Source organism: Pseudomonas sp. A-RE-22, from assembly GCF_019956035.1.
GTDB classification, from domain to species: domain Bacteria; phylum Pseudomonadota; class Gammaproteobacteria; order Pseudomonadales; family Pseudomonadaceae; genus Aquipseudomonas; species Aquipseudomonas brassicacearum.
Window position 1 is genome coordinate 148,850 of the sequence record NZ_JAHBCZ010000098.1, and the last position, 15,890, is coordinate 164,739.

A 15,890-nucleotide genomic window follows, 5' to 3' on the forward strand; every position below is an offset into this window, starting at 1 on the left:
GTTTTGGGGACTAACTGGCACAGAAAGGGCTAGGTACGCACTATGTTGGATTTAAGCTTCAGCAAGCCGAGCGAGGTCGTCAAGCGCCTCTGCAATCGCTTGCGCACAGAGCGCTTGGCGCTGGACATGACACAAGCCGACTTGGCCGGACGTGCCGGCATCGGCACCAACACCGTGTCCAACCTTGAAGCTGGGCGCAATGTCGGGTTCGAGAACGTGGTTCGGGTGGCGATGGCCCTTGGCCGAACCAAGGAACTCGAAGGCCTGTTCCTGCCAAAGCTGGAAAGTATCGAGGACATTCGGCGCTATGAAAACAGCGCCAATCGTCTCCGTACAAAGAGAAAACCCGGCAATGCTTGAGCAGGTGAACGTCTTCTACGAAGGCTGGGGTGAGCGATGGCAATGGGGCATGCTGGTTTCCACGACCGCCCTGACCGGTCGCCCGCTGATCGTGTTCGAGTACAGCAATGAAGCCAGGCAAAAGGGCTTGGAATTGTCCTCCTACACGCTGCCGTTGGAGGGGACTCAGTTGCGCCGGGATTTTCCAGACCACCAACTGTACTTGCCAGGGCCTGTTTACGACTCGTTGCCGGATGGGTGGGGCATGATGCTGATGGACCGTATGTTCAGGCGGCGCGGGCTCACCACGGCGCGCATCGGTCCACTGGAACGGCTGGCCTACATCGGTAGCAATGCGATGGGGGCCATGACGTTTGAGCCCGTGGCACCCGAAGGGCAGGAATTTGAAGTCCACATCCCGCTGGAACAGCTTGCCGCCGAAGTGCGGGAAGTGCTCCACGGCGACGGTGGCGAGTTCCTGCAGACGTTGCTGCTGGTGGGCGGCTCGCCTCAAGGTGCAAGGCCTAAGGCCCTCGTCTATCGCAATCCCGAAACTGGCGGGTTTACCACTGCCGTCACGCCGGGCTTTGAAGCATGGTTGATTAAATTCCCGGCCAAAGAAGAACATGCCGAGGTGTGCGCTATCGAAATGGTCTATGCCGAATGCTTGCGCATGTGCGGTATCGAGACCGCTGACACGCAGTACTTCAGTCTGCCTGATGGGTTGGCAGCGTTTGCCAGTAAGCGCTTTGACCGCCGGGATGATCTGCGCGTACCCATGCAAAGCCTCGCGGCCTTTACGGGGGCAAATTACCGGTCTCCTGGGGTGTTGGACTACGTCAACTTCTTGCGGGCAACACAGATGTGTACCAACGATGTGCGAGAGATGGCGGTGGCCTTCGAACGTGCCGTCTTCAATGTTGCGTTCAACAACAGAGACGATCATCCCAAGAACTTTGCCTACATCATGTCGCAAGACGGTCAGTGGAGGCTGTCGCCGGCTTACGATGTGACCTTCTGCGAGGGGCCAGGTGGATATCACCAGATGGATGTGATGGGGGAAGCCCTGTCGATTTCCCGCACGCAAATGCTTCGGCTTGCCGAGGAAGCCGAAGTGCCCCCGGACGTTGCAGGCAGAATGATTGACGGCATTTGTGATGTGGCGAGCCGGTTTGCAACCATCGCCGAGGACCTGTACCCACAGGCTATTACCCAAGACACCTTGCGCACGATCCAAGGCAGCATCGATCAGAACGTAGCTCTGCTGCAACACGGTCACGCGGGCAGCAGTCGCCGTTGAAGATCGGGAGGAGCGGGCGATTCTCATCATTGATGCTGTCGTGTGCTTCGAGCACGTAGGGCACTGTGCCGCGGAGGACGCCTAAAGACTCTCAGGGTCGCCAAAAAACATTTTGACTGGGCTCTAGGACGGTGTTTTCAGGCAGAAAAAAGTCAAATATGCCCCCATTATTGCCCCCAACCGCACTGGCTATGTGAGCGATCGCGAATGGCGATTCCTGACAAATTCCAGCATGGCTCCGGGTGGCTTTCAGTGTACGCCCAAACTGGGGTAGGGAAGTGGAACGCCCAGACGTTCTCCCTCGTTGACCTGGAAACCAAAGCTGGTTATGCGCAGCCCAGTTCTTGTTCGGCCCCGCTAACGCAAAGTGGCCGGTGCGGTTTCGACATGTGTCGGGTAGTCAGGCGCAGCTAGCGGGCGGTCGAGTGCGAGCGCCCGCGTGCCTAGGTACCGCTTATGCCGATGTCGGCCTTGGCTCTGCGGTTACATCAGGGACGTCTAGTGCCTTAGTGTCGATGCGGCGGAATAGGAACTCGCCTTTGTTCTGATCGAATACAGAAATAGCAGCTAACGGAACAGCTGTGATCAGAACACCGGTAAGTACATCGGCGACCGCATGATTGAAAAGATTCATCCCTCACCCAGTCGCGCAACTTATGCTTTGGGCTCGTCCCAGTCGCTACGCGTCGCAGCAGTCAGCGCATCCCAGTCATCAGGAGGGTTGCCGCGGCCCAGCATCTTCTCGAATACGGCGTAGGGATCTGATTTGCTGCCTGCGGACCGTAGGGTATTTTCGTCGTTGACCCATGCATAGACGATGACCTTGGACCTTGAGTCGTAGCGAAAGAACAGCCGAAAGCGCCTGCCGATTTTTGCTCGGCGCCAATGTCTGTAGGCGGTGCCCAGCGTGTTGCCTTGGCGGAACTCATCACGGCCTGGGTCGGCAGGTACAGCCTCCATGATCAGATGGCTCAATGCCCGAAACAGCTTGACGTTGGCGTTGCTCTCAAAACCTTGCGGATCGTTCTGTTCAGCTCGGGCGGCGGCTTCGTGCAATTTGCGTAGCTGTAAAGTCACACCTTCATGGAACAACAGGGTCCAGCCATTTCGCAGCATCAGATCGCGACCTCACCATCGATATCTTCGTCCAGGTTTACGGAGTGCTTTGCGTTGGCGAGCATGGTTTGCGCCAAGTCTTCTGGCAGAGTGGTGAGGTTGCGGCCGCCTCGGATATCAGCCTCCAGCAAACCCAGGAACGCACCGATGGCAGGGTCTTCGTGGGTGGTTTCTACGCGGCTGACCACGATTTCACCCCCGCGTACGTCGAATGCAATTTTGCCACCAGTGTCAATGCCCAAAAGCTGGCGAACGGATTTGGGCAGTGTGACCTGTCCCTTCGAGGTTAGCGTTGCGATTTCGTGGATGGCAGGCATGGGCGTTCTCCCGGATGTATTGAGTGAATGGTAAGGAAAAATCCTTACATAGTCAATCTTGGCTTTCTGCTGATCAAGCATAGGCGGGGAGGACGCTCAATAGCGCCGCAGGATGAGTTACACCACTTCCAGGGAAATGATAGGTTTCTCGGGATTGCGTACAGCCCCTAAAGCGCTTCCTGTTCGACAATAAACCCTGCCTCGAACAATTCCTTACCCAGGCTTGCCCAGCCCGCTAATTCTGCGAAATGCTTCATCCGGGTCAGTGTCCGTTTCGAGGCTGGCTTTCTCATGCTCACAGGGACGTGGTCTGGGGTCATGGCATAAGGCATGAGCGCATGACCGGCGGCCGCTGATGTCTTGGCCAGAACAGAGGCGATGCGAAAGCCGCCTTCGTCGACATCCCCCCAGTGATGAACGGGCGTTCCTGGCGCAATGCCCGACAACAATCGCTGATACATAGCCCGCCACGCCGGGGATGGCATGCCAGCTGTGTAGATTAGTAAAGTGGGACGACTAGGATGACGCTTGGCCTCAGAATGGAACGTAGTTAGGTTTTCGATGGTAAGCACGCTTTCTACTGGCCCTGAGATCGACTGAATGGCAGTCGCAGGCAAACCTGTATACGGCTCGTCGAGCATGGCCGTCACCCGAGTCCTGACGATGGCCACGTTGCCGGCCAGCAGTACAGGTTGCTCCTCCTTGAACAGGCCAAGCTCCTGCCAGACCTCTGCGGGTGTTCTCGCCGCCGCTTCAGTCGACCCTTGCAGCAGAACATCCAGTTGGACTGTCAGTTGCTCGATCCTTTTGCTGTTGCGAAGCAGGCGGGCGCTCATTTCGCGCACGGGCGATAGTGTAACGTCCTGCATCTGCAAGCACTGGTCGATTACGGTGATGGCCTCGATCCAGTTGCTTGCGTCTGTCGGTCCGTAACTACGCACATTGGCCATGCGCGACCACCGCTCGATGACTTCCTCCAGCACGTCATACCGCGCCAGATGAGGTGCAAGCAGCTCTCTGGCATCGGCCATGATCTCTTGATGCGTTGTCTGCTTCAAAAAACGGGCGAGTACGGAGGTATCGATCAGCTCAATCCGCTCGATGAGCCCGTCCTCAGGATTGAGTTTGTCGCGCAAGAAGTTGATAGCGCCGGCATCCCGTGCGGCGAGGAAGATTTCCTCGCACTCACGTTTCTGATGCCAGTTTCTCAGCGACCCATAAGGCTTGAGTTTGGCAGCAGTCAGCGCGGGGGCATGCTGACGCACTCCCGCCTCTGATTTGTTACCCATTTTTAGCAGTTTCAGAAGAAGCTCCTGGGCGATCTGTTCTGTCATAGCGCCGCCCCGTCAGGAGAGATCTGAGGGCCGTTTGACTTCGCCTTCATCGACAGCATCTCTTCTTCGATCAGCTCTGGATGAAATTCCCAGAGATCCTCACGGAATTGATCCCGCATCGCCTGGGTAACATCCACTCGATCAACCTGTACCGCGTGGCGCACGGCGTCCTTCTGAATCTCGAAGTAGTTGTCGAGAAATGCGTTGAGGATCCCGAGATTTTCTCCAGGGCTTGCAAGCAGGACCTGCAGGCCAAGCTCCTGCAGATACTTCATCGTGGCCACAATGTTGGAGGTGTCCATTTTGTCGAATGCTTCATCCAGCATGATCAGGCGTAAGCCGTCATTGGCACCATGGTCCATGCGGTACGCGGACCACAGGCCAGCACCGGCGATGACGTACAGCGGAGCACGATGCTCGCCTCCTGAGCCCGAGCCAATCCGCTTGCTCAGATGGCCAATGGTCTTTTCGGTGCCGTCCGGTGCGACCTGCTCGATGCGAATATCGAATTCGTAGAATTCACGATAGTCATCCAGTGGGCTTTTCTCGCCTGCATTGCCAGCAGTGGCCTTTTCCTTGAGTAACTCTTCAAACTCAGGCGGAATGGTGCCAGCCTCACCAAACAGCCCGCCGTCTACGCCGTAGTCAGCGACTTTTTTGATGAAATCGAGCAGAGTTTTGTACTGTGGCCGGGTCTTGTACATGAACTGGTAGCGCTCCCCATTGGTAAACAGTGGAGTACTGCTCAAGGCTGCGTTGAGCCGTTCGAAGGTCTGTCGAAGAAACACAACGTTGGTGTTGAGCGCGATGGCCACGTCCCGCCGAAACGTTTCCTGAGAGGCTTGATACGCATCTTGGGCCTGCGCTTTGTATTCGGGAAGCTCGGTGACTTCGAGCTTTTGTACATAGCTGTCGATCCAGGCCTTGGCGATCCGCCAGTCCTCTAGATCCTGTTGAGTCAGGGACTCTCGGTGTTCCTGAAGGTAGGCCCACAATTGGGTTTGCGCGCTGGTTGCCAGTTTGGTTCCGGCCTGCTCGTCTTGCTGGGACTCTCGGTTGCAATGGGCAACCATCGCCTGTGGCGATTCGAAACGCTCGATCAGTCGGCTCCATTCGGCAGACACGAAACCGGCGTCATAGTCGACCTGCTCACGGCATTGCTGCTTGAGCAGAACGCATTGCTCATAATGAAGCTTGCTGCTGGTATGAGCGGCTACCAGCCCGGGAATAAGTGATTCGCTTCTCGCGGCGGCTGTAGAGGCTGCCCGCTCCTTCAGCTTGAGCTGATTCACGTCACGCTGAAGTGTCGCTATACGTTCGCAGATCTCGAGGTATTCCGCGTCTGCGATGTTGGCCACCCGCTGGTCAGCAAGCTCACTCTGGCGAACGGCTTGTTCGTACGCCGTCATCCGGCTAACGAGCAGGCGGCTGGCAAGCTCGCTGCCGAAACCGTTGGTAAGGTCCAGCGTGTCTTTGACAGCGCTCAGTTGCTCCCGTGTCTGCTTGAGCTTGAGCGTAGCAGATGCCAAGTCGGCCTTGATTCGTTCGGTCTGGCTTCGCGTCCCCGCGCCGATCCGCAGTCTGTCATCATCGAGTTTGAGCCGTTCAAAGTCCCGCGGGCTGACATACATGCCGTCCACGGTCAGAGTTCTTTCACCCTTGAGCGCATCGCCGGTTTTCTCGGCGCGCTTCAGGTTGCCGAGCTGACCGCGCAGATAAGCGACGGCGATGGGATTGGTGCCCTCGATCAATTCTGCGGCCAGACCGTTCAGATTCATAGGGACCACTTTGACTTGGTTGCTGCGAACGATCTTGACACCGAAGGCCGTTCGGCGCCCCTTCAAGCCGCGGTAGATCGCAAACGCCTGCTCTTCCTGATCTTCAGGCAGCAACAAGGCTTCGGTGTTCTTGCCCAGGTAGGCTTCGATTGCCGGTTGCCAACGTACATCGGTGATCTTCACCAGATCGCACACCGGGGTCGGATGGAGCCCCTCATCCCGCAGCTCTTCCAACAGAATCTGGGCATAGTTGCTCAGCGGTGCCCGTCCTTCTTCGGCCCGTTTGAGTGAGCCTTCCAGAATGCGCACCTGATCTGCGAAATCGGACGCCTGATCCGAAAGGTCCTGATGGACGGTCTCCAGCTTTGCCCTGATCTCTTGCCCTAATACTGCCATGGCGTCCAGCGGCGCTCGTAGGGTCTCTACGCTGGCCAAGCCCGGAGTGGCGACCAACAAGCGCAGGCGCGCCGCAAGTGATCGAGCCTGCTCTTGCAGCGCTGTCAGATAAGGCGACTGGGCAACACCCTCCAGTGCGCTGCTGACCTTTTGAAAGTCTCCATTAAATACTTCTGTCTCTCTGGCCAGCTGCTGTTGAGCATTTTGCTGATCCAGCTGGGCGTCTGCATTTTCCTTGTGCGCGGCGTGCAGTTGCTGACGCGTGCTCAGGTGACTGAGTTCGCCCTCCGAGGCAGCCAGCGAATCGCTCATGTGCTGGCTGGCAGTATTGAGCTGTTGAGTCGTTCTTCTGGCCTGTTCAAGAACTTCCTCGGCGGTTTCGCAAGCGAGTTGAGCCTCCTCCTCCTGAGCAATGGCTGCCAGGCCACGCCATGAGACTGCACGGCGTAGCTTGGTCTGTGCCTCGAGGTAGCGGCCGGCGACCTTCTTGCCCTGAGCGATTTTCTTTTCAACGTTTTCGATGAGCAGATTGAGGTGTTTGAAGGTGTCGACAATGGCCTTGAACTTCTTGATGTTCGTCGGCTTTCTCTCCAGCACATCGTTGCGGACGATGTGATCGACAGACTTGTCGAACTTCATCCTCAGCGCGAAGCGGAACGCCCGGATGAAGGCATCGTAGGAGGGTTGCCCATTCCTGCCCCTCAACGCGAACAGGACCTGCTTGGTAAAGCTAGACGGGTCATCGTAGAACGGGTTTTCCCCGAGAATCTTCGCGCGCTCCATCAAGCGGGTGCGAAAACTCTTCCAGGGCAGGGGGGTCAGGTCACCTTCAATGGATTGCAGGTGGTCGGCCATGGCCAGTTCAATGCCGTTGACCACATAGCGACCCACCACCGTCGCATCCTCACTGTCGAGTGAGGCTTCAATGCAGATGCCGGTCGTGGTCGGCTCGTTCGTTTCGGTGTTTCTCCAGGTTAGAGTGATGTAGGTCGTGGCGTTAGGGCGTGCGCACTGGGTGATTTCGTCGCCGTACTGCCCCAGGCAATAGGAGCGAAGCGACCGCGACATCTTGACCCCCGATGAGTCGGCTTGGGCGTTGAAGGCCATGTGATTCTTGTTCGCCCCGAACATCGCAATCTGGACCGCATCCAACGCCGAACTTTTACCGCTGCCGTTGGGACCGAAGATGCCGCTGGTTTCTCCTACAGGGAATTCTTCGCTTTCGTACAATAGAAACTGGACCAGCTTGATGCTTTCAAGGCGCTTCATGGGATGTCGTCCGGGCTAGGCTGTTGGGCATCGCTGTCTTCTGCAGGCGGCAGTTCGACGTCGCGGTCCTTGGCTCCCCACAGGGCAAGCTGCTGCAGAGCGGCTTCGCCGAGGATGACCCGTATGGCGGGGCGGATCGCGATGCCACCATCGTCGGATTCGATGTTCAGTCCTGACAGATGGGTGTCGCCGGCCTCCAGCCGACGAACGATGCCCCACCGTCTGGCCGTGCGGATCAGGGTTTCAAGCTCACCTTTGGGCGGCAGCTCCCGGTTGGTCATCAGGCGGTATTTTTCCTGCAGCTCGATGAAGTCGCAGATGATTTCCCCACTGTCGTCCGACACCTGGCCCGCGCGCATGCCATCCTCATAGAGCCCGCGTAATACCAGGGCGAACATCGTCTGCGGGATCGTTGCTGTCGTGAGGCTGGGGTGTTGGGGAAGGGCATAGGCGTACAGCAACTGACGATCCACACCGATGGTCACTCCCAGCGGTGCCAGAGCCTTGGCGATATGGCGTTCGTACTGGTCGATGATGGAGTAGATCTTTCGCCCTTTTAGGTCTGAGTGATAGATCACTTGATCCGTGACCAAACGATAGGTGGCCGCAGCAAAATCGTCTTCTTCGTAGTATCCATTCGAATTGCTCGCCAGATCTTGCCAGTGGCTGTTCATGGCTATTCCCTTTTGTGGTCGGATTTTGTTTTGCGCAGACGGATTTGAAATGACTGCGCGATGAGGAAGGGGTGCTCGCTCGTACCGTCTTCGTCGCACACCACATCGAAGCCCGGTATCTGCTTTCGGGCCTGTATTCCGGAGGTGGCGATTTTTGATTTGAGAGCCGTCGCCAGACTGTTGAAGCTTTGGTAGGCGCGCAGGTTTTCAATGCTGTCGACGGGCAAGTCCTGGCTTTTGACCTTGTCGTGTTCACCTAACGCTGCCTTGGCATAGTCGCGTAGTTTTGCCGGAGTAATGCGCCTGCGCTCCTGAGCGCGTCGGACTAGATTGCCCACGGCCCGGGTGTGTTCCGACAACACAGCCTTTCGTAGGGGCGCCGGAGGTAGGCGCTGAATTTCCTTGCGCGGTTGTGCAAGCCTGGCAGCGCTCATCAGCGCATCCGGTGCGAACACCTGCGGCAAGGCGTCCATGGCACCTTCAAACCCGCCTTCCAGTCCGCTGCCCAGCAGCCCGTCGATGGCTTGGCGCAGCAGATCGTCAATGGGACGGATCGTTTGAAGTCGATACTGCAAAACGATCAGTGCGCATTTGTTTGCGCTGCGGACCTCATCGTCTAGGCGCTCAAGATACTCCTCGACGCGATTCAGTTCCTCCAGACGTCGCAGGTCGCGGCCAAAAGCCGCAGCGGCTCTTGCCTCGTCTCCGTCGGCCAGTCGAGTGATGTACCAATTCATCAGCTTGGCCCGGTGTTCGGGGATCGTGGCGAGCTTCTCGACCGCCTGCAAAATATGCGGGCGTTTGGCCAAGGGGTGTTCTTGGGTGCGCAGCTCCTTGTAGTCGCCGATGAACATGTTGACGACGTAGTCCTGAAAGAAGCGGCGAGCGTAGTCTGCGGTGGTCTCCTGAGTGGAAATCGAGGCCATCAGGTCGCGTACATTGGTCCCGGTGGTCCTGATGTAGATGAGCAGATTCCGGCATTGCTCTGCTGCCTCGCGAAACAGGTCCCCGCCCCCTTCGCCCTGCATTACTTTGGTGATCAGCGCATCGATGGAGTGGATTTTTCCGGAGACGAAGACCGGGTCCTTGTCCGCGTAATCGATGAGCAACGTGAGCATCTGGTTCACGGGCGGCGCCATCGAAATGGTTTGAGCGAGCCCATGCTTCTCGGTGCGGAACCAGCCGGCCTGTACTAAGCGGCGGAAGTAGTTCGACGCCCGCTGGTCCACGCTAAGCCCTGGACCATCGCCGTCCTCCAGATGCCAATCGGGCGCGTACCGGATATGGTCTTCGACATCCTGTAAAAGGTCCCGCGGGGCAAAGCCGCGGCTCGGTGGTAACGGTGCATCTGGGCCAAAACGGCGTCGGTACAGGTAACACAGGAGCGACCAGTACTGAAGCCGGTTGGTAGAGGCGAGCGGGCTGAACAATCGATCAGGTATGCGCTCGAACAGCTTCGCGCCAGCGCCTCCTACACTGTGAACATCCATTGTCGTAGATCCTCCATGTTCTCGACAGCCAACTGAAACTCCGGAGGGAGCTGTTTCGACGTATCCGTTGCTGCGCGCAGGTCCTGTATGAAGTACGAGACCATCGCTGCACGACAGCGCTCTACCCGCGCCGTCGTACCTGAAAAGTATTCGAACCGGATCATCTCCTGCTGCGCCTGACTCAATCTAGGATGGGCGATCAGCCGAACCTGAAGTTGTGTGTTCCAGGGGTGGTCATCGTCCGCTGACCGTGCGGCAGGGGTGGCCAGCAGCTTTGGGGAGTCAATGCGTCCCAGCGCGAAATCGCGAAACTCCTGGCGGGTCGAACAAAACGCACGCACGTGCCACCGACGGCCGGCTCGCACGATGCTGTGAGGCGAGATCTCGCGCCGATGGGGTCTAGGGTTGCTCATCGAGCGGTAGTTGATTTGGATGCACCGGGAGAGCTCGATGGCTTCGCTGATCTGGGCAAACACACGCGGCACAGGTGTGGAAATGTCGGGAAACGCATTCCATATCGTTTGCTGGCTGGACGACTCGTTCTGGGTATGGGAAATCCCTACCAATGACAGATAACGATCCAGCGATGAAGAGGTGTCGATCTTTGTGCGGTAAGCCGCTGGAGTGGCCCGATAGCTTCGGGCGACGGAGTCCCACTCCATCCAGTTGGGGTGTTCGCTATGAAATTCACTTATGATCTGACTGACGCGAGTGACCTTCATTCCTAACAGTTCACGCAGGCGTGCGTTGCCGAGTCGACCGCCCCACAACAGCAAGGTCTTGAGGAGTTCGGAACGCTGGATTGGCTCGTTGATCATGAGGATTCACTGGCTCGGAGTAATGGTCGCCAACCATGGCGTACATCGAATATAGCTTACGAAAAATGTAGCTTACAAAAAATGTAAAACTATTTTTTACAGGACATTGCATTGTGAATGCTTGGCTGTAATGGCTCAGGCGGCAGGACGGGGGGCTTCAGTGCAGACGAAAACGTCGGCACTAGAGTGGTTTTTCGCAAGTAACAATGCCGAGCGATTTTCATGTTCAGGCAAGGCGCCGCGAGGAGTCGTAGCCCAGCTACGGCGAGGAGCGGCAACGCTTGCTCCTTTGGTTTCAATTGGCCATCATTTGAGCCAGTGGCCGCTACAAAAGCGAGCTAAACTCTGCTCCCTCAGATTGAGCTCCCCCAATGCGGTTGTATTCAAGGAAGAGTATTGATGTCTGGCGAAGAAAAAAATGTTGCTGTCAGCCCACATGTACAGCTCGCGTACGTCGAGATAAATCGCTTTCGTCGATTAGGGGCTATCGAGCTCAAGATTGATCCTCAAACCACTATCTTGGTCGGAGCGAACAACAGCGGGAAGACCTCAATTCTATTGGCCCTGAGGAAATTCTTAGCTGATTCTCCTGCTTTTGGCGCATTTGACTTGAGCGTGGATCAGTGGTCCACGTTACGCAGGCTTGGTGAAGTTTGGGAAGCGCTTGACGAACCACCTGCATCGAGTGATACCAGCCCACAGATCTGGCATCAGTACCTTCAGGATCTTTTGGCGACCATGCCAACGTTAGACCTGTGGTTCAATGCGCAGGCTGGCGCCTACCATGTAGTCAGTCCTTTCCTGCCATCTTTACGATGGGCTGGTGGCGCTGTAGGCGTCCGTTTACGGCTAGAGCCAGCGACTACCATTGATGATCTTCAACAGCTCGCGTGGCGATACCGTGAAGCTCGACAGCTTGTTCGCTCCTTGGATTCTGCTGCAAGGCCATGGCCGACGGATTTGTTGGATTACTGGCTGCGCTTTCCTGGTGATCTCAGCCACGTGATCGCGTATAGGCTAGATCCAGCGAAAGGGCCGTTGTCAGGAAATCCGTCAAGCAAGCCACAGGATCTTTCTCCATACGCGAAACCGATCGAGCGCACGCATCTCTCGTCGTTGATCAAGGTCAATTTTATTGCCGCGCAGCGAGGACTTGGGTCAGAGGAAGCTGATGCACGTCCTGGATCCGACCCGCATCGCGTCGGGCTTTTTTCGAACCAGATGCTGCAATATGCTCGTCGTCATCTGAATAGTTCTACATCTGGCGCTGGGCATCACCCCGAATTGGTACTGGCGGTAGCCAACGCCCAAGGGGCACTTGATGAAAAAATCAGAACTGCCCTAGAGCCTTCGATCAAGGATGTCAGAAAACTTGGTTACCCAGGGCTTCATGATCCTCAGGAAATTCACTTTCGGACTCGAATTCAGACCGCCGACCTGCTAGACCACAGCACCGCTGTGCAGTATCGCCTGGACGGTCAGCCCAATGAGTTTCTTCCCGAGCATGCGATTGGTCTTGGCTACCAGAATCTTCAATCCCTCAGTTACCAATTGGTGTCCTTTCGGGAAACTCGCCTTCGTCCCGAAAAAGGCGCGCCGGCAGCGGTGCATCTTGTCCTAATCGAGGAGCCAGAAGCCCATCTTCATGTTCAGGTTCAGAGGATTTTCCCCAAGAGAGCATTTGAGCTCATCACGCCAAAGGAAATTGCGGACGCTCACCTTTCCAGCCAGATTTTGCTTAGTACTCATTCGAGTCATATGGCCCACTCAGGGAGCTTCAGTCGCCTCCGTTACGTTCGTCGTGTTCGGGCGACCAAGCCTGAAGAAATGCCCAGTGCTGAGGTTATCAACTTGGCGGATACCTTTGGCGCCGACGCAGCTACCCGGATATTTGCGGAGAGATATTTTCAGGTACAACATACTGACCTTCTATTTGCGGACGCCGCTATCTTCGTAGAGGGGACCGCCGAGAGGATGCTTGTTCCGTTTTTCATAGATCGTGACTTTGAGGAATTGAGCAGTCGTTATCTGTCTTTCCTAGGAGTGGGAGGGAGCCATGCTCACCGACTAAAACCATTAGTAGAGCGATTGGGCATACCTACTGTGGTTATCACGGATATTGACCCCGTTAGTGAGTCGAAAAGCGAGAAGGGTAAGACCACCTGGGTCGCGACCGCAATTTCCGATTCGGCAATATTGATGTCGGCAAATGACACGCTTGCTCAATGGCATCCTCAACTAAAGAATTTCTCGAGTTATGCTGAGCTCAAGCTAGATGAGAAGATCTGGACTGGTCATAAGGGTAATCGTGTTTTATTTGCCTGGCAGGTCCCGATTCCAGTTGGCGGTCCATGGCCGAGTTCGTTCGAAGACTCCTTCATCCTAACCAATCTTGAGTGGTTTAAATCCAAAATCGATGAGAAGGGCGCTTTGGGGAGAGCTGCTCGGGAGGTGGAGGAGCATTCCGATCAACAGCTGTTGAACCTGAGTCTGCATAAAATGCTTCGGGGGTCTTTCAAAAAGGGTGATTTTGCTGCGACCCTTTTTGAACAGCTTTCCCTTGGGGCGCCGCTTGCTTGTCCCGGATACATTACTGATGCACTCGCATGGCTGGAATCAGAGTTGAATCCAGTATCAACGGGGGAGCAGCCATGATGCTATTAGAGGGAAATGATCGTGATGCGAGTGTTGTCGACGAAGTCACTGCCTACTTGGCCGCCCCCCAGCCTCGAAGTTTCTTTTTGTTTGCGGGTGCCGGTTCCGGTAAAACACGGACGCTTGTTGAGACCCTGCGCCGGCTGACGGGAGTGGAAGCTCACGACGCTGGTACACAGTTTGCCGCTCGGCTGCGATCCCGCGGGCAATCAATCCGTGTAATCACGTATACCAGAAATGCGATATCCGTGATAAACGGTCGTCTTGGCGAGAATGACCTTACTAAGGTGTCCACCATTCATGGGTTTTGCTGGGGGTTGATCGGGGGATTCGATGACGACATTCGAGAAGCGCTGCTTGGCATCAATGCTCAGAATCTTGAAAAGGCAAAAGAGACCGCTGCGCAGCGGGTGAGAGGCCCTACCCCCAAGGATAAACGTATTCTTGAGGACCTCCAGGAAAAAGCCGAAGCCATCAAAGCCATTCCGAGATTTATCTATCACCCAGACCGTAATACCTATGGTGAAGGTGCCCTACAGCATGCGCAGATCATTGCAATCACGGAATGGCTGCTTTCGGAGCGCCCTACGCTCAGGCAAATTTTAGCGGATCGACATCCGGTAATTCTTATCGACGAATCTCAAGATACGATGAAGGGAATGCTTGGTGCCCTAATGAAAGTAGCGGAAGAAAAGTCAACAAGATTGGCTCTAGGCTTTCTTGGGGACCACCGCCAGCGGATTTATGCTGATGGTCACCAGGATTTACCCGGATTGATACCCGAAGCGTGGGCGCGTCCTGCATTGCAGATGAATCACCGTAGCCAGAAGCGAATCGTGGAGTTGATCAATCACATCTGGGAAACCGAGATGGATGGCCGGACGCAACCGGTGGTAGGCGTGAAGCAACATTCACGAATAGAAAAAAATGCAGGCACCGTACGGATTTTCATCGGTAATACAGCCCAGTCGGCCGACGCAAAGATTGCCGGCGAAGCTCGATGCGCTCAGGCAATGACTGAGATTTCAGGCCATCGCGAATGGGGTAGTCCAAGTAAGGGTTTTCAGATTTTAGCTTTGGAGCACCGACTTGCCGCCCGTCGCGGGGGATTTCTTGAAGTCTTCAATGCACTATTGCTTATAGATCCCGACTCCACTGCTCCGCAAGGCAGTGGTGAGAATACAGGGCCTGCTGCGGTGCGGGTACTCCTACGTGAAGTCACGGCATTGGCTGCTTGCTTCGATGGGCGATCTGATGTGGATGAGTTCTTAGTGATGGAGGTTTTGCACCGATTTGATCGACTAAGCCGGTTATCAATCGATACCGATCTTCAAAAAGAGCAGCTTGCGAAGATGAACATTGCGGTCAAGGAATTTGCAGAGTTATGTGCAAAGACGGATGCGACCGTCAGACAAATCCTCGAGCCAATTATTAGTGCCGGTCTATTCGATATTGATGATCGTCTTGCTAAGGCGTTTCGAGATATCGAGCCGCCTCCCGAAGTTTCTGGTCGTGGCGTCCCGGAGTCTTCTGAAGACAGAAGGCTACGAGGCTGGCATGCTTTGTTCAAAGCGCGCTGGAGTGAAGTTGGGAGATACAAAAGTTATCTTGAGGGAAACTCCAACCTATCTACTCATCAAGTAGTTAAGGGCTCGGAGTTCGAGCATGTCCTAGTTGTCATGGATGATCAGGAAGCAGGCGGCTTTCTGTTTTCTTATGACAAAATATTCGGAGCAGAGGGTTTAAGCGAAACTGATGAAAATAATGTAGAGCAAAAAAGGGAGACGTCCATCGACCGCACGTTGCGCTTGCTCTACGTCACTTGTAGTCGCGCACGTGAAAGCCTGGCTTTAGTGCTCTGGTCGTCAAACCCGGAGTTGGCGCTGGCAAAAATAAAAACAAGTGGCTGGTTCGCGGAGTCGGAGATTAACGTTGTCCCAGACGAACTTTCGGGTGTCGAAAGCTCAGAGATAGTAGAGCGCTCGGATCCTACACGCCTTATACTTTATCGGTCTATCTGCGAGCCAGATCGCGAAGGCCTGAGCTGGAAGCAAGTTTGGGAAGAGTGTGACCGAGGACTGATTAACTGCTGGGAAATTGGCCGCCGACTTGCTCGGAGAGACCCGCAGTTGGCGGAGCAGTGTAGGGCCGGTGTTCTCCCCGTATTGAACTGGAAAGGCGGCGCTTCTCGAACGTTGAAGAAAATGCGAAAGTTCGGTTCATTACGGTACTTGGCACAGTGGCAGGGAATTCGCGGCGATGATTTGAGCGTCAACCTAAATGCAGAGATCTCTTTGACGTGTACCGAAACCGGCACCGTTGTCACCTATACCTCGGATTGGAGCAAACTGGCAAGTCAACCCAGCGGCCAAGAAGAGGGATAGTCAGGTCTTTGAGGCCGGTT

At 55.6% G+C, this 15,890-nt stretch carries 11 protein-coding genes; 4 read left to right on the forward strand and 7 right to left on the reverse strand.

The genetic code is table 11. From position 1 onward, the window contains the following. The first annotated feature begins 42 nt into the window (after positions 1-42). Together KGA89_RS30280 and KGA89_RS30285 are read left to right on the forward strand one after the other, a co-directional pair. The gene (locus KGA89_RS30280; protein ID WP_223473282.1) at positions 43-360 is read left to right on the forward strand and encodes a helix-turn-helix transcriptional regulator; all 318 of its coding nucleotides are present in this window, start codon (positions 43-45) and stop codon (positions 358-360) included. Beyond that, the gene (locus KGA89_RS30285; protein ID WP_223473305.1) at positions 353-1,639 is read left to right on the forward strand and encodes a type II toxin-antitoxin system HipA family toxin; all 1,287 of its coding nucleotides are present in this window, start codon (positions 353-355) and stop codon (positions 1,637-1,639) included. The genes KGA89_RS30280 and KGA89_RS30285 overlap by 8 nt, the downstream gene beginning before the upstream one ends. A gap of 654 nt (positions 1,640-2,293) precedes the next feature. Here KGA89_RS30285 and KGA89_RS30290 read toward each other — a convergent pair. The 7 genes from KGA89_RS30290 to KGA89_RS30320 form a co-directional block, all read right to left on the reverse strand. Next, a complete protein-coding gene (locus KGA89_RS30290) occupies positions 2,294-2,755 on the reverse strand; it encodes a type II toxin-antitoxin system YhaV family toxin (protein ID WP_092250107.1) in 462 nt (153 codons plus the stop codon). Continuing rightward, positions 2,755-3,072 carry a type II toxin-antitoxin system PrlF family antitoxin gene (locus KGA89_RS30295; protein WP_092250104.1) on the reverse strand — a complete coding sequence of 106 codons (318 nt, stop codon included), beginning with the start codon at positions 3,070-3,072 and terminating at the stop codon, positions 2,755-2,757. Before KGA89_RS30295 ends, KGA89_RS30290 begins: the two co-directional genes overlap by 1 nt. A 167-nt stretch (positions 3,073-3,239) precedes the next feature. Then, positions 3,240-4,406: a Wadjet anti-phage system protein JetD domain-containing protein gene (locus tag KGA89_RS30300; RefSeq protein WP_223473283.1), complete on the reverse strand. Its 1,167-nt coding sequence runs from the start codon at positions 4,404-4,406 to the stop codon at positions 3,240-3,242. Continuing rightward, positions 4,403-7,849, reverse strand: a complete 3,447-nt coding sequence (locus KGA89_RS30305; RefSeq protein ID WP_223473284.1) for an SbcC/MukB-like Walker B domain-containing protein — start codon at positions 7,847-7,849, stop codon at positions 4,403-4,405. The genes KGA89_RS30300 and KGA89_RS30305 overlap by 4 nt, the downstream gene beginning before the upstream one ends. After that, entirely contained in the window at positions 7,846-8,523 is a 678-nt protein-coding gene (locus tag KGA89_RS30310; RefSeq protein ID WP_092250095.1) for a DUF4194 domain-containing protein, read from the reverse strand. Before KGA89_RS30310 ends, KGA89_RS30305 begins: the two co-directional genes overlap by 4 nt. A gap of 2 nt (positions 8,524-8,525) precedes the next feature. After that, positions 8,526-10,013: a Wadjet anti-phage system protein JetA family protein gene (locus tag KGA89_RS30315; protein WP_223473285.1), complete on the reverse strand. Its 1,488-nt coding sequence runs from the start codon at positions 10,011-10,013 to the stop codon at positions 8,526-8,528. Further along, on the reverse strand, positions 9,995-10,831 hold the full coding sequence (locus KGA89_RS30320; RefSeq protein ID WP_223473286.1) for a helix-turn-helix transcriptional regulator: 837 nt from the start codon (positions 10,829-10,831) through the stop codon (positions 9,995-9,997). The genes KGA89_RS30315 and KGA89_RS30320 overlap by 19 nt, the downstream gene beginning before the upstream one ends. Positions 10,832-11,230: 399 nt before the next feature. Between KGA89_RS30320 and KGA89_RS30325 the strand changes: the two genes are divergently transcribed. Both KGA89_RS30325 and KGA89_RS30600 read left to right on the forward strand, forming a co-directional pair. Further along, positions 11,231-13,486 carry an AAA family ATPase gene (locus tag KGA89_RS30325; RefSeq protein WP_223473287.1) on the forward strand — a complete coding sequence of 752 codons (2,256 nt, stop codon included), beginning with the start codon at positions 11,231-11,233 and terminating at the stop codon, positions 13,484-13,486. Continuing rightward, a complete protein-coding gene (locus KGA89_RS30600; RefSeq protein WP_317846348.1) occupies positions 13,483-15,870 on the forward strand; it encodes a UvrD-helicase domain-containing protein in 2,388 nt (795 codons plus the stop codon). Before KGA89_RS30325 ends, KGA89_RS30600 begins: the two co-directional genes overlap by 4 nt. Positions 15,871-15,890 lie beyond the last annotated feature (20 nt).

Excerpts from the sequence above, each read along its gene's own strand:
- KGA89_RS30280 (WP_223473282.1), top strand. The coding sequence starts at position 43 with ATGTTGGATTTAAGCTTCAGCAAGCCGAGCGAGGTCGTCAAGCGCCTC.
- KGA89_RS30285 (WP_223473305.1), top strand. The coding sequence starts at position 353 with ATGCTTGAGCAGGTGAACGTCTTCTACGAAGGCTGGGGTGAGCGATGG.
- KGA89_RS30290 (WP_092250107.1), bottom strand. The coding sequence starts at position 2,755 with ATGCTGCGAAATGGCTGGACCCTGTTGTTCCATGAAGGTGTGACTTTA.
- KGA89_RS30295 (WP_092250104.1), bottom strand. The coding sequence starts at position 3,072 with ATGCCTGCCATCCACGAAATCGCAACGCTAACCTCGAAGGGACAGGTC.
- KGA89_RS30300 (WP_223473283.1), bottom strand. The coding sequence starts at position 4,406 with ATGACAGAACAGATCGCCCAGGAGCTTCTTCTGAAACTGCTAAAAATG.
- KGA89_RS30305 (WP_223473284.1), bottom strand. The coding sequence starts at position 7,849 with ATGAAGCGCCTTGAAAGCATCAAGCTGGTCCAGTTTCTATTGTACGAA.
- KGA89_RS30310 (WP_092250095.1), bottom strand. The coding sequence starts at position 8,523 with ATGAACAGCCACTGGCAAGATCTGGCGAGCAATTCGAATGGATACTAC.
- KGA89_RS30315 (WP_223473285.1), bottom strand. The coding sequence starts at position 10,013 with ATGGATGTTCACAGTGTAGGAGGCGCTGGCGCGAAGCTGTTCGAGCGC.
- KGA89_RS30320 (WP_223473286.1), bottom strand. The coding sequence starts at position 10,831 with ATGATCAACGAGCCAATCCAGCGTTCCGAACTCCTCAAGACCTTGCTG.
- KGA89_RS30325 (WP_223473287.1), top strand. The coding sequence starts at position 11,231 with ATGTCTGGCGAAGAAAAAAATGTTGCTGTCAGCCCACATGTACAGCTC.
- KGA89_RS30600 (WP_317846348.1), top strand. The coding sequence starts at position 13,483 with ATGATGCTATTAGAGGGAAATGATCGTGATGCGAGTGTTGTCGACGAA.